The following is a 21,300-nucleotide window of genomic DNA, read 5'->3' as shown; positions in this document are numbered from 1 at the left end:
ACAGAGAGTTCTCGATTTGAGCCGTGCCGTCTGCAGCCGCTAAAATAGTCGGACCACTGATGAAAGGATATTGTTTTAAATGGCAGAAAAAGCTCGTTCGGACTTTCGCGTCAACGGGCAGCCCGCTTTTGTGCTGCACACGTATCCCTGGAAGGAGACCAGTCTGATCGTGGAGTTTTTTACGCGCGATTTCGGCCGCATGTCGCTTGTTGCAAGAGGCGCAAAGCGCCCGATGTCCCAATACAGGGGTTTGTTAAATCCCTTTTGTCCGCTTGCGATTTCTTACTCCGGCAAAGGCGAGATTAAGAATCTGATTCGTGCGGAATGGTACGGCACGATTCCCCTCGGAGAAAAGTTTCTGATGTCGGCGTTTTATATCAATGAGCTTCTGGTGCGGCTTTTGCCCAGAGGAGTTCCGGAGCAGGTGCTGTTTAAATCCTACTACGAGACACTGAAGAAACTCGCTTCGGGCGAAGAGCCGCTTGTGACGCTGCGCTACTTTGAGCTTGATTTTCTGAACGCACTTGGTTACGGCCTGCCTGAGGGTCCCTTTCCGGCATCGAGATATCGCTTTGTGGTGGGGGATCTGATCGCTTCGGACAACACCGCTTTGGAAAACGCCGGAGTCTCTTCCGATACGCTGAGCGCGCTGATTTCCAGAACTCTGCAGCCCGGAGAGCAGGAGAGGGAAGCCCGAATGTTAACCCGTGACCTTATCGGTTATTATCTCGAGGAAATTCCGCTGAACACCCGGCGGATCCTTAATGAACTTAAAAAGATTTAGCAGTTATGAAAAATCCGACACCCGGAAAAAATCCTTTTGAACTGGCTTCCTACGTCGACAAAATGCCGCCTGTGATTCGAGATCTTTATCTTGATATGACGATCGGCTATACCGATTTCGGAGGGCGCACGGGCAGAGCTCGTTTTTATCGCTTTTGGATTTTTACCGTACTTTATTTAGCCGTCCTGATGTGGATCAGCGATACCGCGACAGATACGGTTTTAGTATTTCTCGGACTTCTGATCTGCGGCTGGCTTTACATTGCGGTACCGTCCGCAGCGATTTCGGTGCGTCGTCTTCACGACGCCAACAAATCCGCGCTGTGGGCATGGATGCCGCAGATTCTGATCTTTTACTGCCTTGCGGAATTCGCGATGATGCAGAGCTACAACTGGTTTATTTGGGCGCCGTTAGGCGCGCTCACCGCGGTTTCATTCGGCGTGATGAGTCTTCCGAGTTTTCCGGAGGATAATCGCTGGGGTAAGTACAGCGGCAGCGGAGAGGACAAATGATCGGCGGCTTGGGCTGCGATATCGTAGAAATCGCCCGAATAGAGAAAGCCTGCACAAGACAGCCTAATTTTGCCCGTACGGTGTTGTCTGAAGACGAGCGGGTTGTATATGATCATAGAAATTCGCTATCGCGTGTCCGAGGTCTGCGCTACCTAGCCTCCCGCTGGGCGGCGAAGGAAGCGTTTTCAAAGGCGATGGGCACCGGTTTCAGAGGAAGCGTCAATTTTGGCGATATCAGTGTGCTGAACAATGAGCTCGGGGCGCCGTACCTGAAGTTTGGAGGCGCGCTTGCCGAGGAAATAGAAAGCCGCGCGATGCGGTTTCACATCTCGCTGAGCGATTGTGAAACTACGGCGATCGCCGTAGTGATTTGCGAAAGGAAAGATTAATGGAAAAAGTAGATCGTCCGCTTGGACCCTTGGTGGTTGATATTGCCGGAACGGAACTGACGGATGAAGAAATCAAGCTTCTTCAGCATCCGATGGTCGGCATGGTGATTTTGTTCACACGCAATTTCGAGAATATCGATCAGCTGCACAATCTGACGCATGACATTCACGCGCTGCGCAATCCCCCGCTGATTATCGGCGTGGACCATGAAGGCGGCAGAATTCAGAGATTCCGTGAGGGTTTTACCCGCATTCCTTCGATGAATTCACTTGGTCGGCTTTATGATAAAGAGCCGCAGCGCGCACATAGTCTGGCGGCAGCCTGCGGTTTGGTTATGGCTGCTGAACTTCGTGCCTGCGGTGTGGATTTCACCTTTGCGCCCTGTCTGGACTTGGACTACGGTCAGAGCGCGGTTATCGGCACGCGTTCATTCCATCGCAATCCGAGAGTTGTGAGCATTCTTGCGACCGCGCTGATCGGCGGAATGTCCCAGGCCGGAATGGCCTGCTGCGGCAAGCATTTCCCGGGACACGGCTATGCGTCTGCGGATTCTCATGTTGAGCTTCCGGTGGATGACAGGCCCTTATCGGATATTCGCAGCAATGATGAAGTTCCGTATAAATCTCTGGGCGTACTCCTGACATCAGTGATGCCCGCGCACGTGACCTATTCTCAGGTCGATTCCGCTCCTGCAGGCTTTTCTAAGAAATGGCTTCAGGAAGAGCTTCGGACAAGACTTGGATTCACAGGTTTGATTTTCAGTGACGACCTGAGCATGAAGGGCGCGGCGGAGATCGGTGAGATTACCGCCCGCAGTGACGCGGCGTTTGCTGCCGGATGCGACATGATCCTGATCTGCAACGATCCGGACGGAGTTCAGCAGGTTCTCGCCAACCAGCGCTGGATTCGCACAAAACTCTTTGATGAGCGTTTGGCCAGAATTCTTCCGCGCGGCAAATTCCCGAGCCGTGACGGGCTTGAACTGAATGCCAACTACAAGACGTGTGTGGAGATGATTGAGGCGTTTAACGCTGAACTGAATCAGAAAGCGGAGACGGCTGCGGCGTTTTAACGAGATCGGGATTCAGTAAGGCCGTGCTTGGTGAGCAAATCACTGAGCCGGTCTTTTTTATTCTTTTCGCGCAGCGAAGCACCAATTTATCTTTGGTGATGAGAACGGCAGGCGCCTCGCTCACTGCGAGATCGATGAATTTCTGATCCAAAGGGTCTCTGCACCGTGCCTGTGCTTCAGTTGTGACTGCCACGTTTTCTGCGACGGATAAAAAGTCTTTAAGCGCTTCTTCCTGAGCCTTTTGCGTCAGATTAAAAGCCGGTCTGGTCAGTACATCTCTGAACTCATCAATCGCCTCCTGTGTTGTGACGGTTCGGAATTGTCCCGCGCAGGCAGCCTCCCAAAGCGGAGCGGTTGTTTTATCGCGGAAAACAAAGAAATCAAGCAGGAGATTGGTATCAAAGATTACGGTCTGCATAAAAGGAAAGGGCCGCTTTCGCGGCCCGATATCAGAGTCGGTTAGGCCTGTGCAATGATCTGATCGACGATTTCTCTTTCTTCGGTCAGTGCTTTGACATTCTTAGCGATTCTTTCTTTCTGGAAGTCGGAAAGTTCAAGACCTTTAACGATTTCATAGTCACCGTCTTTGCAGACGACCGGGAAGCCGAAGGTGAGACCTTCAGGAACGCCGTAAGAGCCGTCAGAAGGAACAGCCATTGTGACCCAGCGGCCGTTGGAGCCGTTGACCCAGTCACGGACATGGTCGATCGCCGCGTTCGCGGCAGAAGCGGCGGAAGAGTGGCCGCGTGCTTTAATAATTGCGCTTCCGCGGGAAGCGACAGTCGGGATTAAATCTTCTGTGTACCAAGTCTGGTCGATGAGGTTCATGACCGCTTCGCCGCGAACCGTGGCGTTGGTAAGGTCAGGGAACATTGTGCCGCCGTGATTGCCCCATACAGGAAGCTTTTCAATATCGGTGACTTTGCAGTCCAGCTTGTGTGCAATTTGAGAGAAAGTGCGGTTCTGGTCCAAGCGCATCATTGCTGTGAAGTTGCGCGGATTCAGATTCGGAGCGCAGCGGCGGGCAATATAAGCGTTGGTGTTGCAGGGGTTGCCGACGACGAGAACCTTAATGTTGGGGTCAGCGACTTCGTTCATGGCGCGGCCCTGTTCAACGAAAATCTGAGCGTTGGCGGCAAGCAGATCGGAGCGCTGCATGTCGGCGGAACGAGGACGGGCGCCGACGAGCAATGCGATCTGAGCATCGGCGAAGCACTCTTTAGCGCAGCAGGAGGAGCTGACGCTGTTAAGGAGCGGGAAAGCACAGTCGTCCAATTCCATGATGACTCCGCGGGAGGCGGCCATGGAAGCTTCGTTGTTGCGTTCGAGCAGCATAAGATCGATAGGCTGATCCTTTCCGAGCATGTCGCCTGAGCAAATACGGAAGAGTAGCGAATATCCGATCTGGCCCGCAGCTCCTGTGACGGCGACCTTAATTGGTTTTTTCATTTGGAGTATCTCCTTAGTTCTATAAAGATTTAATTGAACACAACCTAATTATTTTATCAGCTGGGTTTGAGGAGAACGCTTTTTAGGCGGATACCGCGGATTTAGTTTCATTCGTATGTTCGATAGAATTTCCTCATGAAGCCTTTTATCCTGATTTCTCTGATCGCTGTCGAGCTTTTGTGTGCGCCGGTTGCTTTTGCCGAAGTAAAAGCGCATCCGCCGCTTGTGTTCGTTATTAATTCTGCAGTTAATCCGCTGCTGAATCAGGCATTCGTTAACAAAACGATTGAAACCATTCGTCGGAATGTATACCCGCGCAGGCTGGAAGTGAAATACGCCGAGCTTCCGGAAATCGAAGAGATGATGGAGAAGAAGACGGCGGATTTTTATCTCGCAACGAGCAGCACGGTTCGCCGGTTTCAGGATATCGGGCTGCGCGACATGGTGACCGCCTCATCGCCGTTTTCCAAAGATCCGAATAAAAGCGAAGGTTCGCTCATCATCGTGAATGCCGATCGAAAGGACTTGAACACGATTGACGATTTAAAAGGAAAAAAGGCGGCGGCCGGCAGAGTGACTGCGTTCGGAATGTATCTTGCGGCGATGGGCGAAGTGGCTAAAGCCGGCTACAACCCTCAGCAGTTCTTTTCCGGGACCTCTTTTTACGGGCTTGACCGAGACAAGATCATCGAAGATGTGCTGACAGGAAAAGCAGATGTCGGCATTCTTAGAGTTTGTTATTTGGAAGATGCCGTCAATCGAAAAGTTGTGGATCCGACTCGATTGAAATTTATTAACCTTCAGCCGGAAGACGAACATATCTGCCTGCATTCGACTGCGCTGTATCCTAATTGGAGTATTGGTTCAAGCCCGAATCTTCCGGCGGCTTATGTTTCGGCGGTAACAGCCGCGCTTATTCATCAGAAACCGACCGCGCTTGGGATTCATTGGTCGGTCGCGAACGACTACACTGAACTTGATACGCTCCTTCGCGCGCTGAATCTCGGTGCTTACCAACGATTCAGCAGGCTTTGGTTTGGGCGGATGCTTCACGAATACAAGTACGTCTTGTTAGGCGCCGGCGCAATGCTTCTTCTTTTGCTCACTTACACGTACTTAGTCTCCAAACTTGTAGAGCGGCGGACTCGACAGCTCAGAGTCTCTCTTGAGCGGGAGAATAAGACGTTTCAAGAGGCAAAAGCTGCTAACGAAAGACTTTTAAGAATGCAGAGAGCCGGGGTTGTCGGTCAGGTCTCCGGACTGATCGCGCATGAACTGAATCAGCCTTTAGCGAGTATTAAGTTATACGCCAGAGCGCTTCAGCGCGCCTCTGAAGCCGGCACGCTCACGGAAGCGAAGATGAAGGAGGTACTTGAAGAGATGCGTGCAGACGCGGATATGGCATCCGCAATTGTCGATCGGGTAAGACAATACGCTAAAGGTCGGGACAGCGGAAGACAGACATTGGCGCTGAGTGAGCTCGCGGCAAAGTCTATTCGTGAATTTAATCGACAGACAGGCTCAGAGTCCGGGATTGTGACACGCTTTAACAGTAGGGCGATAGTAGACGTCAATGCCTTGGAAATAGAACTTTGTATTGTCAACCTGCTGAGAAACGCGTCCGAGGCGCTCACCAGACAGAATATCAAGCACCCGAAGATTACCGTCAGTATCTTTGAAGATGCAAAGCGCGCAGAGCTAAGGATCTGTGACAATGGAAATTTATCGGAAGAAAAGCTGAGTCTTTTCAATGAACCGGCACAGTCTGACAAATCCACCGGGTTAGGGCTCGGACTGCAGATTGTTCGCGGAATAGTTGAAAACCACGGCGGAAAGATCTCTTTTAGTCGAAATAACGTCGGCGGTCTTAGTGTTTTAATCACTTTGCCGCTTCATGAGGCGAATCATGGAAAAAAGGCTGCAGAAAACGCTCATACGAATCGTTGATGATGACACATCGTTCTCCGGTGCTCTGAAGTTTCTTCTGGAAACGGATGGTTGGTGCGTAGAGTGTTATTCAGGCGGGAGAGACTTCCTCGTCGGCGACAGCCCGTCCGTGCTCGGCTGCGTGATTTTAGACGTAGCGATGCCCGGGATGAGCGGTCTTGAAGTGCTGGAAGAAATGCGTTCTCGCGGATACGCGACTCCTGTTATTTTTCTGACCGGGCACGGGGACTTGGACATGGCGGTGCAGGCCATGAAGGACGGCGCGGTGGACTTTATTCAGAAGCCGCTTAATGAGTCAAGACTTTTGGAAGCGGTTGCCAAGGCGGTGAAGTGGGATGAAAGTCACCGAGGCTGGACGATTGAATCAACCGATGAGATTAAACGGTTTGAAACGCTGACCAACCGGGAGAAACAGGTGATTCGTCTTGTGGCGTCCGGTCTGATCAATAAGGAAATTGCCGAGAGGCTGTCGCTGTCTGAGAGAACCGTGGAAGTACATCGGCAGAACGCCTCGAGAAAGCTGAAACTTCAGTCGGTCTCCGACATTACGCGTCTTTTGTCGCACATTGACGAAAAAAATTGAAGAACATTTGATTTTTGTCTTCCTACTTAAGTACCGATTTACCGGATACTCCTTTCATCGAACATCGTTTTGCAACTAATCTGATCTCAGGAGAAAGGCAATGAATAAATTATCTTTAGCGGTTATTTGTGCACTCGGTCTCGGTATGACTGCTGTCAGCGCCGAAGAGGCGGATGTCGTCGTGGTGGGTTCCGGCGGCGCCGGCCTCTCTGCGGCTGTTACAGCAGCTCAAGCCGGTAAGAATGTCATCGTGCTCGAAAAAATGCCGATTATCGGCGGCAACACGCTCAGAGCCGAAGGCGGTATGAATGCCGCAGGCACGCTCCAGCAGCTTGAGCACGGAATTACAAACGATTCAGCTCAGATTATGAGCTTAGACGCTCAGAAGAGCGGCCATTATCTGAACAATCCCGAACTGACCCTGACTTTAGCTGAGAACGCCAAGGACGCCGAACAGTGGCTTCTGTCTTTAGGCGCTCCGTTCTGCCATCGTATGGGCCGCGGCGGCGGTCAGACCAGAGCGCGCGGACACGGCCCCTGTGACGGAGCTCCGGTTGGCGCGGCAGTGGTAAAAGCTCTGTATAGCACCGCATCAAAACTTCCGTCGGTACAGATTCGTCCCTCCAGCAAAGTCACGCAGCTGATTGAAAAAGACGGTAAGGTGGTCGGCGTCAAAGTTGAAGGCAAAGACAAAAAGGAATACACGATTGACGCAAAAGCTGTCGTTCTTGCGACCGGCGGATTTGGCGCAAACGCCAAACTGATTTCTTCTCTGAGACCGGAATACAAAGGCTTTGCGACCACAAATCAGCCGGGCGCTCTTGGTGAGGGTTTGGAGTTGGCAAAGGGCGTTGGTTCTACTTTTGTCGATCTCCGTGAAATTCAGGCTCATCCGACCGTTATTCCGGTTAAAGGTATCCTGATTTCAGAATCTATGCGTGCCAGAGGCGGTTACCTGATCAATCAGGAAGGCAAACGATTTGTCAACGAACTTCTCCCCCGTGACGTCGTTGCCGCCGCCGTGCTCGCGCAGCCTACCGGAAAAGCATGGCTTCTGATTGACGACAAACTCGTCAAGTCCAACAAACTGGCCGCCGGCTATGTGGCCCAGAAACTTGCAGTTTCCGGAAATAACGTATCCGAACTCGCTAAAGCGATGGGTGTTCCCGAAGCCAATCTGAAAGCCGCAATGGCGCAGTACGATGAAGCTTACAAGACGAAAAAAGATACCGCCTTTGATCGTCCTGAAATGATCGCGGCAAACAATGTCTGGCCGATGTACGCGTTCCAGATTACTCCGGCGATCCATCATACGATGGGCGGTGTAAGAATCAATAAGAATGCGGAAGTCATTGGCGTAACCGCAAAACCGATTCCCGGACTGTTCGCAGCGGGTGAAGTCACAGGCGGCGTACATGGCGGTAACCGTGTTGGCGGCAACGCCGTTGCGGATATCGTGACATTCGGAAGAATTGCAGGCGCTAACGCCGCTAAAGCAGCAAACTAATCTGACCGAATAGGTCAAATCGCAGCAGCCCGAGGCTCTCCGGAACCTCGGGCTGATTTTTCTGCTTACCCAGCATTTTTTTGCTGAATCGGCACGCATTTTTTCTTCTCTGTAAACATAAAGAAACCTATAATTTAAGTTTGTGTTGCCTCTTAAACACGAAGACTCTCGGGAAACCCGAGGCGTCTGTAGGTCCGCTCACGACCGACGAACCCTAACGCGGCAAGAAATTTGTCCAAGGTGAAATTGTGATAAAAGAATTAATTCAGACTTCTTACCTCTTCGGCAGCAACGCTCCTTATGTCGAAGACCTCTACGAGCAGTATCTCGAAGATCCTGCTTCCATCGATGAGAAATGGCGCCAATTCTTTGACCGCCTTCAGCAGACTCCGGCTTCCGACGGACGCGTGGAAACACCTGATGTGCCGCACGCTCCGATCATTGAGGCATTCGCTCAGCGTGCTATGCAGCCAAGAGGCGTCAGCTGCCCGGTCAGCGAAGGTGATCTCGAAATCGCAAGAAAACAGGTTGCCGTTCAGTCCATCATCGGTGCATACCGATTCCTCGGCGCCCGATGGGCAAATCTTGACCCTTTGCACCGCAGAGAACGTCCTAAGATTCCGGAACTTGAGCCGTCTTTCTACGGACTCTCCGACGCGGATATGGACACCGTCTTCTCCGCCGCAAATACGTACTTCGGCGCCGATAAGATGACGCTTCGTGATCTGATCGCGGCATTGCGCCAGACATACTGCGGAGACCTCGGCATTGAATTTATGTACATCAGCGATCCGGTGATTAAGCGCTGGTGGCAGCAGAAACTAGAACCGAACCGTTCGGTTCCTTCCTACGACAACGCAGCCAAAAAACGCATCCTTCAGCGCCTCACGGCGGCCGAAGGTTTGGAGCGCTATCTGCATACTAAATATGTCGGTCAGAAGCGCTTCTCTCTCGAGGGCGGCGAAAGCTTTATCGTTTCTATCGACGAAGTTGTAGAAGCGGGTGCCGAACAGGGCATCGAAGAAATGGTCATCGGTATGGCCCATCGCGGACGTCTGAATGTTCTGGTCAATACGCTTGGTAAATCTCCGAGCGAACTCTTTGCAGAGTTTGAGGGCAAATATAAGAGCAAGGATTTACCAGCCGGTGACGTTAAGTATCACAACGGCTTCTCGAGCGATGTTGTCACTGCGGCCGGCCCGATTCATTTAGCACTTGCGTTCAATCCCTCACACTTGGAAATTGTTGATCCGGTGGTCGTCGGCAGTGTGCGCGCCCGTCAGGACAGACGAGATGATCCGAAGGGACGCCGAGTGATGGGTGTTATGGTTCATGGTGACGCCGCGTTCGCCGGTCAGGGCGTGGTTATGGAAACGCTCAATTTAGCCGATACCCGCGGTTACGGCACGGGCGGCACGATGCATATCGTCATTAACAATCAGATCGGCTTCACAACGTCGGACCCGCGCGATAAGGGTTCGATGACTTACTGTACGGATCCGGCAAAACTGATTGAGGCGCCGGTCCTTCATGTGAATGGTGACGACCCGGAAGCAGTGGCCTACGCGACGCGTCTTGCTATGGAATTCCGCAAGAGCTTTAACCGCGACGTGGTCGTGGATATCGTCTGCTTCCGCCGCCTCGGACACAACGAACAGGATACTCCGAGCCTAACACAGCCTCTGATGTACAAGAAGATCAATGTTCATCCGGGCACGCGTCAGGTTTATGCCGACAAACTAGCGCTTCAGGGCGTGGTTTCTCAGGAAGAAGCCAAAGAGCTTGTTGCTCAGTTCCGTAAGAATTTGGAAGAGGGTAGAACGCCGAGAGAAATGCCGCTCATTACCTCTAAGAATCCTTATGCGGTGGATTGGTCAAGCTTTAACGGGCTTTGGAGCGAAGAAGTCCGTACCGGAGTGCCGGTTGATGAACTGAAGCGTCTTGCAGACATCATCACAACAATTCCGGAAGGATTCAAACTGCATCCGCTGCTGCAGAAAGTCATCGGAGATCGTCGTCAGATGAAGGACGGTGCACTGCGTGTGGACTGGGGGCTTGCCGAACACCTCGCCTTTGCGACGCTTCTCGTGAGCGGCTATTCCGTTCGTATTTCGGGTGAAGATTCCGGCCGCGGCACATTCAGTCATCGTCATGCGGTTTGGCACGATCAGAACCGCGATCGCTGGGATTCCGGTATCTGGGTCCCGCTTGAGCACCTCTCTGAGCATCAGGCGAAATTTACCGTTATCGACTCAGTGCTGTCGGAAGAATCTGTTCTGGCGTTTGAATACGGCTACGCGAGCTCTTCTCCGAAGTGCCTGACGATTTGGGAAGCGCAGTTCGGCGATTTCGCAAACGGCGCTCAGGTCGTGATCGACCAGTTCATCAGTTCCGGCGAAGCGAAATGGGGCCGCAAGAGCGGACTGACCATGCTGCTTCCTCACGGTTACGAAGGTCAGGGCCCGGAACATTCTTCAGCCCGCGTGGAGCGCTATCTGCAGCTTGCCGCCGATACCAATATGCTGATCTGTCAGCCGACAACGGCCGCGCAGATTTTCCATCTGCTTCGCCGCCAAATGGTGGGTTCTGTTCGCAAACCTCTGATCGTTTTCTCTCCGAAGAGCTTATTGAGAAACAAACTTGCGACAAGCGAGCTCTCCGAGCTTGCCGAAGGAAGCTTCAAGATGGTGATCGGTGAATCCGAACCGATTGAGCCTGATAACGTTCGCCGCGTTTTAATCTGTACCGGCAAGGTTTATTACGACCTGATTAAATATCGCGCCGATCATCAGATCGACAATGTCGCGGTGATTCGTATCGAACAGCTTTATCCGTTCCCGCACAAGACACTCGGAGATGAGCTTAAGCGCTATCCGTTTGCTTCTGAAGTGGTCTGGTGTCAGGACGAGCCTCAGAATCAGGGCGCATGGTTCTATGTCCAGCATCATCTGCTGGAAGAAATGGTTCCGGGAGCCAGACTCGGATACGCAGGACGTCCCGCTTCGTCGTCTCCGGCGGTCGGCTATGCCGGCAAACATGCCGAGCAGCTTAAAGAGCTTCTTGAGAATGCCTTTGGCCGCCTGAAAGGTTTTATCCAGACGAAGTAGTTTGTACAGAGAACAGTAAAGAATTCGGAGTAAAAAAAATGTCAATTGTTGAAGTTAAAGTTCCCGAACTGTCGGAGTCCGTTTCCGAGGCGAGCCTGATTGAATGGAAAAAGAAGGTTGGCGAGCCGGTGAAGGCCGATGAAATTCTTATCGAGATCGAAACCGACAAAATCGTTTTAGAAATTCCCTCTCCGGCTGACGGAGTGCTCTCAAGTATCGAGCGGCCCAACGGTGCTTCCGTATTGAGTGATCAGCTGATTGCGACGGTTGATACCGAGGCTGTCGCATCCGCTCCCAAGGAGGAGGCACCGAAGGCCGAGGAGGCCGCTCCCGTTCGGCCCGCAGCGCAGACTGCGGCAGCCCCGAAGGCGCCGACCGTGATGCCCGCGGCTGAGAAACTGATGGCCAACAGCGGTATTGATGCGGCGGCAGTCGCGGGAACCGGTTTGGGCGGAAGAATCACAAAGCAGGATGTGCTTTCAATGCTGAAGACACCCGCTCCGGCTGCAAAACCGGAAGTTAAGCCGGCAGCAAAACCCGCAGCCGCACCCCGCGCAGAACTTTCTCCCGCGTTCGGCGATCGTCCTGAACAGCGCGTGCCGATGTCCCGTCTGCGTGTTCGCGTTGCAGAACGCCTTGTTCAGTCTCAGTCCGACTGTGCCATTCTGACGACATTCAATGAAGTGAACATGGCGCCGGTGATGGCGCTGAGAGCGAAGTACAAAGAAAGCTTTGAAAAGAAATACGGCATCAAGCTCGGCTTTATGAGCTTCTTTGTTAAGGCCGCGGTACACGCGTTAAAGCAGTTCCCGATTATCAACGCTTCGATCGAAGACAGCGATATTATCTATCACGGCTACATTGATATCGGCATTGCAGTGGGTTCCCCGCGAGGTCTTGTCGTGCCGGTTCTTCGTGACGCCGATCAGAAGAGTTTTGCGCAGATTGAGAGAGAAATCGCCGACTTTGCTGCACGCGCCAAGTCCGGCAAGCTGACGCTTGAAGAGTTAACAGGCGGCACATTCACGATTTCCAACGGCGGTGTGTACGGATCCCTGTTCTCAACGCCGATCATCAATCCGCCGCAGTCTGCGATTCTGGGTGTGCACGGCACGAAGCCGAGACCCGTCGCTGAGAACGGCGAAGTCGTGATTCGGCCGATGAATTATCTGGCGATGAGTTATGACCATCGTCTGATTGACGGCAAAGAAGCCGTATTAGCGCTTGTTGCCATGCGCGACGCGCTTGAAGATCCCGCTCGTCTGCTGCTGGATCTGTAGGAGAATTCAATGAGAGAAGATGTTCAGGTTTTTGATGTCGTTGTCATCGGCGCCGGTCCCGGCGGCTATGTTGCGGCGATCCGAGCCGCGCAGCTCGGACTCTCCGTTTGCTGCATTGATGACTGGGTGAAGGAAGGTAAAGCCGCGCCCGGGGGCACATGCACCAATGTCGGCTGCATTCCTTCTAAAGCGCTGTTGGCGACGGCCGCGCTTTTTGAAGAGATTGAACTTAAAGCGGGTGAGCACGGAATCGAAGTGGATTGTCCCGCGATCGATGTTGCCAAGATGATGGCCCGTAAGGATAAGATTATTCGTCAGACCAATGACGGTATTCTGTATCTTTTCAAGAAGAATAAGATCACCTTCCTTAACGGCAGAGGATCTTTCGCGACTGCAGACGCGGACGGGTATCTGATCAACGTCGACGCGCCGGCAGAGACGAAAGTCATGGCTAAGAGCGTGATTCTTGCAACCGGAAGCAAGCCTCGTGCCCTGCCGAACGTTCCCTTTGATGAAGACCGCATGCTTTCCAACAGCGGAGCTCTCGCGCTGAAAAAAGTTCCGACCACCCTCGGCATTATCGGAGCGGGCGTCATCGGACTGGAAATCGGCAGTATTTGGAAGAAGTTCGGAGCCGATGTCAAAGTTCTTGAGGCGATGCCGGATCTGCTGACGTTTGCAGACTCTTCCGTCACCAAGGAAGCAAAGAAAATCTTTGAGAAGCAGGGGCTTTCCATGGAATTTGGTGTTCGTATCGATCACATTGAAGACAATGGCGAACGCGTCTCTGTTTCTTACACCGACAAGGACGGCAAGAAGTGCGAGATGTGGGTGGAACGCCTTCTTATTTCGATCGGACGCGTGCCGTTCACAGCTTCCCTTGACGCGCCGGTCGTCGGCTTAAAACTCGATGAACGCGGTTTTGTCGAAGTGGACGAAGAGTGCCGTACCAATCTTCCGAATGTCTGGGCAATCGGGGATCTCGTGAGAGGTCCGATGCTTGCGCACAAAGCTGAAGAAGAGGGCGTTGCGGTAGCCGAAAGAATTGCAGGCCGTAAAGCGTTTGTTCATTTGGAGCGCGTCCCCTCCGTGATTTACACCGAACCGGAAATCGCCTGGGTCGGTAAAACGGAAGACGAACTGAAGAAAGCGGGACGAGAGTATAAAGTCGGGCAGTTCCCCTTTATGGCCAACGGCCGCGCACGCGCAGTCGGAGAAACTCAGGGTTTTGTGAAGATGCTTGCGGACGCTCAGACCGATGAAATTCTCGGCGTTCATATCATCGGACCTCAGGCCGGAGAGCTGATCGGCCAGGCCTGTGAAGCGCTTGCATTCGGAGCGACTGCCGAAGATCTCTCACTGATTTGTGAACCGCATCCTTCTTTCAGCGAAGCACTGAAGGAAGCGGCTCTCGCAGTGAATAAAGAAGCGATAAACTTCTGATAATCAGATAAGGGCGGCGCTTGCGCCGTCTTTACTCTTTTTTACGCAACCGAGCAGCTGTATTCGTGCACAATATCGGTTGATTTTTATAAATAATGTATTCGGATCCATCGGAGAGAAGATGAAGATAGCCCACTTACTGCTTTTGCTCGGAAGCTTATGTCTGAACGCTCATGCGGCAGACTATCCGACCAACACACCATTTGCGGACCGCTATCCTCCCGATACGATTACAAACGCACAGAGAGCTCGTGAGGTCATTCAGGCTTACGAGCATGAAAAAAACCTTTGGGACGACTGGTACGAAGCCGAAAAAAAGGCCTGCTACCGGAATTTTTTTGTGACCTACTGCCTCGACAGCGTTCGTGAGGAGCGTTACACGCATATTCAGGAAGCGAGGCAGGTTTGGCTCGTTGCGCGCGATTTCTTACGCAAGGAACGATCCGACGAAGCGGTAAAGACACGCAAAGAAAATGAGGCGAAACAGGCCGCGAAGAACGAGCGCATTGAAGCTGAAGCGGCCGAGCGGGCAAAAGCGAAGAAAAAACAGCCGGTAAAAACAACACCGTCCTCGAGAAAACCGGCTGAAGCCCGACCGGACAGAACGCTGAGCGCGGAAGAAGAAAAGGCCAACGAAGAGGCTTTTGAACAGAAACAAATCAAGCATCAGGAACGTGTTGCAGAGCAGGAAGAGAAGGCTCCGACACCGCCCTCCGAGACCGAACAGGAACGTATTGACGAGCGCGCAAAACGCCGAGCCGAAGCCGAGAAACGCAAGATTGAAAATATTCGCAAGCGTGAAGCCAAGGCCGCTGAATATGAACGTCAGCTCAAACTGCGTGAAGAGCAGAAAGCTCAGGGACTGGTTAATCAGCTCAATCCCTAAGAAACATCTAAAGGAGTATTGCCTCAATGGAAGGGCAGTTTAGTAAGCAAGTTGAGGCGGTTTTCGCTAAGGACGGTCCTCTGTCAAAAGCGACGGAGAATTATGTTCCGAGAGAATCTCAGATAGAGTACGCGTGTTCCGTGGCCGAAGCGCTTGAAACCGGAGAAAGTTTGGTTGCGGAAGCGGGTACCGGAACCGGGAAAACCTTTGCTTATCTTGTTCCCGCGCTGCTGCACAGCGGCCGAGTGTTGGTTTCCACTGCGGGAAAGACGCTTCAGGATCAGCTTTATTTCAAGGATATTCCTGCGATTTTAAAAGCGCTCGGCATGGGTGCGCGTATCGCGCTTTTGAAGGGCCGCGCGAACTATATCTGCAAACTTCGTTTAGAACACGCCTGTGAAGAGAATGCCGCCAAATCGCGCGAAGAGGTGGTGCATCTGCAGAAGATTCAGCGCTTTGCGCAGCAGTCCGAAACCGGAGAAAGAGGCGATATTGTCGACGTACCGGAAGACTCCGGTATTTGGCCGGAAGTGACGAGTACCGCGGATAATTGTCTTGGCAACAAGTGCGAACATTACGAAGACTGCTTTGTGATGAAGGCCCGAGAAAAAGCCAAGGAAGCCGATATTCTGGTGATCAATCACCATCTGTTCCTCTCGGACATCGCCCTTAAGGACAATCAGATCACAGATTTTCTGCCGGACTTTGATTTGGTTGTGATTGACGAAGCGCACCAGCTTCTGAACATCTGCAGTGATTTTTTCGCGGAGAAGCTTTCGTTATCTGAGATCAACTCTTTTTTGAAAGATGTGTTGGTTGCAGCGGGTACTCTTTCCGGAGAAATCGTTGTTCAGTGGAAAGAGCTGACCAAGAGTGTCGATCAAAGCATGAAAGACTTGCTTCTGACCTCAACCAATATCCTGCAAGATACGGATAAGCCGATCGCGATAAGCAAGTTCTCGGACGCCCGTTTACTCGTTGAACCGATGCAGAGGCTCCTGTCATCGATGGCGGACTTGTCAGACGCTCTTCTGCAGAGCAAAGACGCATCTGCGGAAGCGGAGTCCTGTTATGAGCGTTCCGCTAAATTTGTCGAAAGTCTGCAGTACTGGACGGACGTTTTTTCCAGTAAAAAGACCGACAGTAAAGTTCCCATTATTCATTGGTTCACGCTTCGAAAAAGCACCATGAACTTCAACGCGACTCCGATTTCTTTTTCTGAGAAACTGAACTCGGCGCGCGACAGTCAGGGCAAGCCTTGGGTGCTGACATCCGCGACTCTTTCGATGAACGGAAACTTTGATCATTTCGTCGAAGAAATGGGTCTGGAAGATGCGAAAACAAAGCATTGGGACAGTCCCTTTGATTACAAGAGTCAGGCGCTCTTATATATCCCGGATGACATTCCTCAGCCGGGTGTGCAGGATTTTCCGGATAAAGTCGCCGCAAAAATCTGGCCGTTTATCAAAGAGAATCAAGGCAGAGCGTTTGTTTTGTGCACGACGCTTCGCGCCATGGAGACGATCGGTAAACATTTGCGCTACTACGCCGAGCGTGACGATCTCCCTTTAAAGATTCTGGTTCAGAAAGAGGCGCCTAAGCAGGAGCTTCTGCGGCAGTTCAAAGAGTCGGGCAGCGCCGTGTTAGTCGGTTCCATGAGCTTCTGGGAAGGAGTGGATATTAAAGGAGACGCGCTGTCTCTTGTGATCATCGACAAAATTCCCTTCCCGCCTCCGGGCGACCCGGTATTTGACGGTAAATGCGATTTCGTGACCGCTAAGGGAGAAGATCCGTTCAAAAAGATTTCTATTCCCCAGGCGACCATGCACCTGATGCAGGGAGCGGGGCGCCTGATCAGAGATCATAAAGATTTAGGCATGCTGATGATTTGTGATTCGCGGCTGACCAGACGAAATTACGGGAAAGTGATTTGGCAGAGTCTTCCGGATTTTGCGCGCACCACGAGGATGGATGTCGCCTTTGATTTCGTTAAAGAGATGGCGGCAATGCGCAAGGAAAAATCTTAATTCTTCGGCTGTCGGCACTGAAGCCAGCGCTGAGCCATTTCCTGTTCCCGGTCGACATCCGGAAGCTTTTGGTAGCCGCAGACAAGGCGGCCGAGATAATCCTGCGGCTCCTGACCTGTGAAGCTGAAGGGAACCTTTTGGGAGAATTTGCCCGGCGCGTCTTTAAGATAGTTGATCAGAAGAAGTTCTCCCTGAGGCTTCTTAGACGCGTCACGGCAGGTATTTACAAGAACCCGCACACGATATGGCGTTTGATCGTTGATGTTGTCGCCGACTTCAAGAATTTCCATCTGAAGATAGTCTTTCCTAAGTTCGCGAACCTGTTTTCGGCTGCCTTCCTGAATCCAGCGATTAGGAGCATAGGGCCGCCAATCTCCGGGATACTTAACCTGCGTCGTGAAAAACGGAAGACGATTGGACTTCATTGCCTGCTCGGCAAGATAATCCAAGTCATCGCAGGTCATTTGCGAGGGGATTTCGGGGATGGTTCTGCATCCGGAAACAAGCACCGCGGCGATCGCCGCAAAAATCAAACTTCTATTCAGCAAAATATTAAACAGAGAGCGCGTCAGGACACGCTCTCTGATATCGATAATAAGTTCAGAAAAATTTTAGTCCTGAACAGGAACACCTGCGGCCTTATATTCTTCGGCTCGCTGGTAGGTTTCAAACGAAGCGCGGTTTTGGTTCGCGTCAATCACGCGTTCCACGTCCTTGACCTTATCTTCCATGCCGAGCTTCTCATAAGAGTTCTTCATGATAAGCAGAGCTTCGTTGGCCTGGGGAGAAGTCTGGAAATCTCTCAGCACGATTTGGGCACGGTTAATTGCTGCGATATAGGCCTGACGATCGTAGTAGAACTTAGCGGTATTGACTTCGTATTTAGCCTGAGCTTCTACGAGTTCATGCATTCTTTCGCGCGCGTCACGGGCGTAACGGCTGTTCGGGAAGCGCAGGACAAGGTCTTTGAAGATATCAAAGGCGTCTCTGGCAGCCTGAGCGTCGCGCTTGGAAAGGTCCTGACGGTTGAGGAAGCTCATCCAGCCTGTGTCTTCGTCAAGCGTGGCAAGACCCTTGATGTATAACGCGTAGGGTGAGAGCGGGTGTTCCGGATACTGTCTGAGGAAGCGGTCGCAGTTGGCGATCGCTTCTGTCGGTTCGTTTTCGCGATAGTAGGAATAAGCGACTTCAACCATGGCCTGCTGTGAATAACGTCCGTAAGGATAGCGGGCCTCAAGTTTCTGGTAGTAGTCGCGGGCGGTTTCGTAGTTTCCTTCATTGAGGTTATCGCGCGCTTCTACATAAAGCTTGTCGGCTGTCCAGCCTTCCGTAGGATCTTCAATTCCTTTAAACATACCGCATGAAGCAGTCGTTAAAATAACGGAACCAAGACAGACACATGCGAGGGTGCGTCTAAGCAAAGACTGACGAGTACGAGACATAGGTTTAGATATTAATTATGGATACTGAATTAACAGATTATAGACAGAGTGAGGCCTCTGACGAACAAGAAGCGGGAAAAATCTCAAAAATAAAAACACTTGAGGTTGGAATTGATCAGGACGGAGAGCGCTTAGACAAAGTGCTCGCCGCCAATCTTCCGGAGGTTTCTAGGTCGCGTCTAAAAACTCTGATTGAAGAGGGTTCGGTCCAAGTGAACGGCGAAGCGGTTATCAAGCCCCGTCATAAGCTGGTTTTCTCGGACTCTGTCCGGGTGGAGCTGACACCGAGAGCGGAGGATCTTGCGTTCAAAGCGGTTCCGATGGACCTTGATATCGTTTACGAGGACGAGGACATTCTCGTCATCAACAAGCCGGCTGGTCTCGTGGTTCATCCGGCAGCCGGGCACTGGGACGATACACTTCTCAACGGCCTGCTTGCCTACGATCCGATTTTCAGATCGCTGCCGCGTGCGGGTATCGTGCACAGATTGGACCGAGATACCACCGGTCTGATGGTCGTGGCTAAGAATGAGAACGCTCAGCTTGATTTGGTGCGCCAGCTGCAAGAGCGGACCGTTAAGCGCGAATATTGGGCGCTGACCCGAGGTATTGCGCCAAAAGATAAAGTGATCGACAGCGCGATTGAACGCGATCCGCGTAATCCGCTGCGTTTCAGCGTAGGCGCGGGCGGTCGCGCTAAACCCGCAAGCACACACATCAAGTGCATTCAGAGTACAGAAATTAAAGGTAAGCCGTTCTCTTGGGTCGCCTGCCGTCTTAAGACCGGAAGGACCCATCAGATCCGAGTTCATATGGAATCTATAGGTTTCCCTTTAATCGGAGATCCGCTTTACCGCAATAAGCTTCCGAAGCCGAAGGAAGACGGTTCAGTGCTTAATTCATTTAATCGTCAGGCCCTGCATGCGAGTCGGCTTGGCTTAATTCATCCGCGTACCGGCGAGCCTCAGGAGTGGTTTGCAGAGCCGCCGCAGGACTTTATCGCGCTGATGGAGGAGCTTCAGTTCGGGCCTTGGGATGAACCTTCGCAGGTGTTTGGCGATCCGGTGTGGCAGGCAGAAGAAGAAACAGCCGCCTCTGAGGAAATCGGAAGAATCTCTTCCTGGGATGATTTTGATTTCGGGGATGAAGACGAAGAGGATTCTGATCTCTGGAAGATTGAAAGAACAAACGAGTAGAAGTATGAGAAGCAAACCCGAATTAGATGTGCTGGTGCCGCAGTGGCCCGCACCCGCAAATGTGAAAGCTTTTTTCACGCTGAGAAGCGGCGGTTTATCAGCCGGCGCGTACGGCGCAGAGGACGGTTTTAACGGTCTCAATCTCGGTGATCATGTCGAGGACAGTCCTTACGCGGTTAAGGCCAACCGTGCGATGGTGACTGAAATGATCGGATCGGAAGCCGCCTGGCTTCGTCAGATTCATTCGACAATCGTTCTTGAGGCGGATCAGGTTAAAGACGCCCCGCAGGCTGATGCCGCGTTCACGACACATTCCAAGGTTCCCTGCGTTGTCATGACCGCGGACTGCGTTCCCGTGCTTTTCTGCGAGAAGAATGGAAAAGCGGTCGCAGCGGCGCACGCCGGCTGGAGAGGTTTGGCCGACGGCGTGCTTCAGGCTTGTGTCGAAGCGATGAGCGGCAAGCTGGAGGACAGCAGTGCGGAGATTATGGCTTGGATCGGACCGCATATTCGTAAGGAAAGTTTTGAGATTCGCGAGGATGTCGCGGATTATTATAGGAATTCAAAATTAAGCGGCGTTTGCGGCGAAGCGATTGAGAAAAAAGCAGACGGCTCGATGCGTTTGGATCTCTCTATCTTTGTTCGGGAGGCGCTCAGGCTAAGCGGAGTCAGCGAGGTATACGACTGCGGTCTCGACACTTTCAGCGATCCGAAACGTTTTTACAGCTACCGCAGAAGCGGCAGGACAGGCAGACATGGGGCATTCATCTACAAACTTTAATACTCGAAACGCTTCCGAGGAACTGACGTGGTATTACGTTCAGCCCGGATTTAAGCTCATAACGCCTATCAAATTTTTCCTGGCAGTTTTGGCTTTTGTCTTGATTCTGGTGCTTTTGGCTCTCTTAAACCCGCAGCTGGTATTGGATTCTTATTGGACGCTTCTGATTGTTCCGCTGGATGCGCTTTTTGTGGGCTGGATGCTTCTTACGCTTCAGCCGCATCGTCAGATCTATTACCAGCTGGATTCAGAAGGTGTTTCAAGTGAGTTTCGATCCACAGCTTCTCCGCTGGCGGGGCTCGTCAGTTTTCTGCTTGGAACTTTCTGCACGATGATTGGGCTGAAGAAGTCGCTTTATTTGAATAACCATTCTTCCCGAAGCCGAGTTCTCGATTGGGGGGAAATTGTTTCTGTTCAAAGTTCTCCGAATATGAGAAGGATTGTGCTTCAGGCAGGACTTCACGGTCAGCTAACGCTCTGGACGAATGCCGAGAACTTCAATCATGTACTCACTCTAGTGAAAACTTATATCGATGAAGCGAGGAAACACTATGATTAGAAAGCTTGTTTTGTTTGCATTGTTATCGGGAGCCATGATGGCAGCTGAAGCTAAAACATTTACGATTGACATTCGCACGCCTGCTGAAATTCAGGAAACCGGGCGTGTCGAAGGCTCACTTACGGACGATTTCAGATCGCCCGACTTTATTGAAAAGTTCAAAGCGATGAATATCGCCAAAGACGATGAAGTTCAGCTGTACTGCCGATCCGGCGCTCGAGCAGGCAGAGCAAAACTGATGCTCGAAGAGATGGGTTATAAGAACGTCAAAAATCTTGGCGGTTATGAAGCCGCTTCAAAAACTCTGAACCGACCTTTAGTGAAGTAATAAATTA

The 21,300-nt window shown here is 51.9% G+C and carries 20 protein-coding genes; 16 read left to right on the top strand and 4 right to left on the bottom strand.

What is annotated here, in order from left to right:
- The first annotated feature begins 79 nt into the window (after positions 1–79).
- The 4 genes from recO to nagZ are packed head-to-tail and all read left to right on the top strand — an operon-like array spanning position 80 to position 2,758.
- Positions 80–784: a DNA repair protein RecO gene (gene recO, locus AC6I1F_RS08360; RefSeq protein WP_289162861.1), complete on the top strand. Its 705-nt coding sequence runs from the start codon at positions 80–82 to the stop codon at positions 782–784.
- Between the two features lie 5 nt (positions 785–789).
- Positions 790–1,296 (top strand): DUF805 domain-containing protein, encoded by a 507-nt coding sequence (locus tag AC6I1F_RS08355; RefSeq protein WP_160334311.1) that lies wholly within the window; start codon positions 790–792, stop codon positions 1,294–1,296.
- Positions 1,293–1,685, top strand: coding sequence for a holo-ACP synthase (gene acpS, locus AC6I1F_RS08350; RefSeq protein WP_251450809.1), 393 nt, complete (start codon positions 1,293–1,295; stop codon positions 1,683–1,685). The genes AC6I1F_RS08355 and acpS overlap by 4 nt, the downstream gene beginning before the upstream one ends.
- Positions 1,685–2,758 carry a beta-N-acetylhexosaminidase gene (nagZ, locus tag AC6I1F_RS08345; RefSeq protein WP_289162863.1) on the top strand — a complete coding sequence of 358 codons (1,074 nt, stop codon included), beginning with the start codon at positions 1,685–1,687 and terminating at the stop codon, positions 2,756–2,758. The genes acpS and nagZ overlap by 1 nt, the downstream gene beginning before the upstream one ends.
- On the opposite strand, the gene AC6I1F_RS08340 is transcribed toward nagZ, so the two are convergent.
- Entirely contained in the window at positions 2,712–3,176 is a 465-nt protein-coding gene (locus AC6I1F_RS08340; RefSeq protein WP_289162864.1) for a putative toxin-antitoxin system toxin component, PIN family, read from the bottom strand. The two genes, nagZ and AC6I1F_RS08340, sit on opposite strands and share 47 nt — an antisense overlap.
- 41 nt (positions 3,177–3,217) lie before the next feature.
- Positions 3,218–4,207: a malate dehydrogenase gene (locus tag AC6I1F_RS08335; RefSeq protein ID WP_289162865.1), complete on the bottom strand. Its 990-nt coding sequence runs from the start codon at positions 4,205–4,207 to the stop codon at positions 3,218–3,220.
- A 135-nt stretch (positions 4,208–4,342) separates the two neighbouring features.
- Between AC6I1F_RS08335 and AC6I1F_RS08330 the strand changes: the two genes are divergently transcribed.
- The 8 genes from AC6I1F_RS08330 to yoaA all read left to right on the top strand — a co-directional run bounded on the left by AC6I1F_RS08330 (position 4,343) and on the right by yoaA (position 16,987).
- Entirely contained in the window at positions 4,343–6,154 is a 1,812-nt protein-coding gene (locus tag AC6I1F_RS08330; RefSeq protein ID WP_497801731.1) for a sensor histidine kinase, read from the top strand.
- On the top strand, positions 6,114–6,737 hold the full coding sequence (locus AC6I1F_RS08325; RefSeq protein ID WP_160334305.1) for a response regulator transcription factor: 624 nt from the start codon (positions 6,114–6,116) through the stop codon (positions 6,735–6,737). The genes AC6I1F_RS08330 and AC6I1F_RS08325 overlap by 41 nt, the downstream gene beginning before the upstream one ends.
- Positions 6,738–6,837: 100 nt before the next feature.
- Entirely contained in the window at positions 6,838–8,244 is a 1,407-nt protein-coding gene (locus AC6I1F_RS08320) for a flavocytochrome c (RefSeq protein ID WP_251450801.1), read from the top strand.
- Positions 8,245–8,492: 248 nt separating this feature from the next.
- Complete coding sequence (locus AC6I1F_RS08315) at positions 8,493–11,351, top strand: 2-oxoglutarate dehydrogenase E1 component (RefSeq protein WP_289162872.1); 2,859 nt, start codon at positions 8,493–8,495, stop codon at positions 11,349–11,351.
- 38 nt (positions 11,352–11,389) lie between these two features.
- Entirely contained in the window at positions 11,390–12,631 is a 1,242-nt protein-coding gene (gene odhB, locus AC6I1F_RS08310; protein ID WP_289162873.1) for a 2-oxoglutarate dehydrogenase complex dihydrolipoyllysine-residue succinyltransferase, read from the top strand.
- Between the two features lie 9 nt (positions 12,632–12,640).
- Positions 12,641–14,074: a dihydrolipoyl dehydrogenase gene (lpdA, locus tag AC6I1F_RS08305; protein ID WP_289162875.1), complete on the top strand. Its 1,434-nt coding sequence runs from the start codon at positions 12,641–12,643 to the stop codon at positions 14,072–14,074.
- A gap of 121 nt (positions 14,075–14,195) precedes the next feature.
- The gene (locus AC6I1F_RS08300) at positions 14,196–14,960 is read left to right on the top strand and encodes a hypothetical protein (protein ID WP_160334300.1); all 765 of its coding nucleotides are present in this window, start codon (positions 14,196–14,198) and stop codon (positions 14,958–14,960) included.
- Between the two features lie 26 nt (positions 14,961–14,986).
- Complete coding sequence (yoaA, locus tag AC6I1F_RS08295) at positions 14,987–16,987, top strand: DNA repair helicase YoaA (protein ID WP_289162877.1); 2,001 nt, start codon at positions 14,987–14,989, stop codon at positions 16,985–16,987.
- Here the strand turns inward: yoaA and AC6I1F_RS08290 are convergent.
- Positions 16,984–17,535, bottom strand: coding sequence for a hypothetical protein (locus AC6I1F_RS08290; RefSeq protein WP_202074517.1), 552 nt, complete (start codon positions 17,533–17,535; stop codon positions 16,984–16,986). The two genes, yoaA and AC6I1F_RS08290, sit on opposite strands and share 4 nt — an antisense overlap.
- 63 nt (positions 17,536–17,598) lie before the next feature.
- The gene (locus AC6I1F_RS08285; protein ID WP_277612608.1) at positions 17,599–18,429 is read right to left on the bottom strand and encodes an outer membrane protein assembly factor BamD; all 831 of its coding nucleotides are present in this window, start codon (positions 18,427–18,429) and stop codon (positions 17,599–17,601) included.
- Positions 18,430–18,446: 17 nt separating this feature from the next.
- On the opposite strand from AC6I1F_RS08285, the gene AC6I1F_RS08280 reads away from it, so the two are divergent.
- The 4 genes from AC6I1F_RS08280 to AC6I1F_RS08265 are packed head-to-tail and all read left to right on the top strand — an operon-like array spanning position 18,447 to position 21,293.
- On the top strand, positions 18,447–19,625 hold the full coding sequence (locus AC6I1F_RS08280; protein WP_289162880.1) for an RluA family pseudouridine synthase: 1,179 nt from the start codon (positions 18,447–18,449) through the stop codon (positions 19,623–19,625).
- A gap of 4 nt (positions 19,626–19,629) precedes the next feature.
- On the top strand, positions 19,630–20,406 hold the full coding sequence (gene pgeF, locus AC6I1F_RS08275) for a peptidoglycan editing factor PgeF (protein WP_289162883.1): 777 nt from the start codon (positions 19,630–19,632) through the stop codon (positions 20,404–20,406).
- On the top strand, positions 20,381–20,965 hold the full coding sequence (locus AC6I1F_RS08270) for a hypothetical protein (protein WP_289077591.1): 585 nt from the start codon (positions 20,381–20,383) through the stop codon (positions 20,963–20,965). Before pgeF ends, AC6I1F_RS08270 begins: the two co-directional genes overlap by 26 nt.
- Positions 20,958–21,293, top strand: coding sequence for a rhodanese-like domain-containing protein (locus tag AC6I1F_RS08265; protein WP_160334294.1), 336 nt, complete (start codon positions 20,958–20,960; stop codon positions 21,291–21,293). Before AC6I1F_RS08270 ends, AC6I1F_RS08265 begins: the two co-directional genes overlap by 8 nt.
- Positions 21,294–21,300: the final 7 nt, after the last annotated feature.

The sequence above is a fragment of the Parasutterella sp. St.1A3 genome, assembly GCF_059728705.1.
The sequence above is the reverse complement of the archived record's forward strand: the minus strand, read 5'-3'. Positions and strand labels throughout refer to the sequence as shown.

Excerpts from the sequence above, each read along its gene's own strand:
- AC6I1F_RS08325 (WP_160334305.1), top strand. The coding sequence starts at position 6,114 with ATGGAAAAAAGGCTGCAGAAAACGCTCATACGAATCGTTGATGATGAC.
- AC6I1F_RS08320 (WP_251450801.1), top strand. The coding sequence starts at position 6,838 with ATGAATAAATTATCTTTAGCGGTTATTTGTGCACTCGGTCTCGGTATG.
- AC6I1F_RS08355 (WP_160334311.1), top strand. The coding sequence starts at position 790 with ATGAAAAATCCGACACCCGGAAAAAATCCTTTTGAACTGGCTTCCTAC.
- pgeF (WP_289162883.1), top strand. The coding sequence starts at position 19,630 with ATGAGAAGCAAACCCGAATTAGATGTGCTGGTGCCGCAGTGGCCCGCA.
- AC6I1F_RS08280 (WP_289162880.1), top strand. The coding sequence starts at position 18,447 with ATGGATACTGAATTAACAGATTATAGACAGAGTGAGGCCTCTGACGAA.
- acpS (WP_251450809.1), top strand. The coding sequence starts at position 1,293 with ATGATCGGCGGCTTGGGCTGCGATATCGTAGAAATCGCCCGAATAGAG.
- recO (WP_289162861.1), top strand. The coding sequence starts at position 80 with ATGGCAGAAAAAGCTCGTTCGGACTTTCGCGTCAACGGGCAGCCCGCT.
- AC6I1F_RS08330 (WP_497801731.1), top strand. The coding sequence starts at position 4,343 with ATGAAGCCTTTTATCCTGATTTCTCTGATCGCTGTCGAGCTTTTGTGT.
- odhB (WP_289162873.1), top strand. The coding sequence starts at position 11,390 with ATGTCAATTGTTGAAGTTAAAGTTCCCGAACTGTCGGAGTCCGTTTCC.
- AC6I1F_RS08265 (WP_160334294.1), top strand. The coding sequence starts at position 20,958 with ATGATTAGAAAGCTTGTTTTGTTTGCATTGTTATCGGGAGCCATGATG.
- AC6I1F_RS08270 (WP_289077591.1), top strand. The coding sequence starts at position 20,381 with ATGGGGCATTCATCTACAAACTTTAATACTCGAAACGCTTCCGAGGAA.
- AC6I1F_RS08340 (WP_289162864.1), bottom strand. The coding sequence starts at position 3,176 with ATGCAGACCGTAATCTTTGATACCAATCTCCTGCTTGATTTCTTTGTT.
- AC6I1F_RS08300 (WP_160334300.1), top strand. The coding sequence starts at position 14,196 with ATGAAGATAGCCCACTTACTGCTTTTGCTCGGAAGCTTATGTCTGAAC.
- nagZ (WP_289162863.1), top strand. The coding sequence starts at position 1,685 with ATGGAAAAAGTAGATCGTCCGCTTGGACCCTTGGTGGTTGATATTGCC.
- AC6I1F_RS08285 (WP_277612608.1), bottom strand. The coding sequence starts at position 18,429 with ATGTCTCGTACTCGTCAGTCTTTGCTTAGACGCACCCTCGCATGTGTC.
- AC6I1F_RS08335 (WP_289162865.1), bottom strand. The coding sequence starts at position 4,207 with ATGAAAAAACCAATTAAGGTCGCCGTCACAGGAGCTGCGGGCCAGATC.
- lpdA (WP_289162875.1), top strand. The coding sequence starts at position 12,641 with ATGAGAGAAGATGTTCAGGTTTTTGATGTCGTTGTCATCGGCGCCGGT.
- yoaA (WP_289162877.1), top strand. The coding sequence starts at position 14,987 with ATGGAAGGGCAGTTTAGTAAGCAAGTTGAGGCGGTTTTCGCTAAGGAC.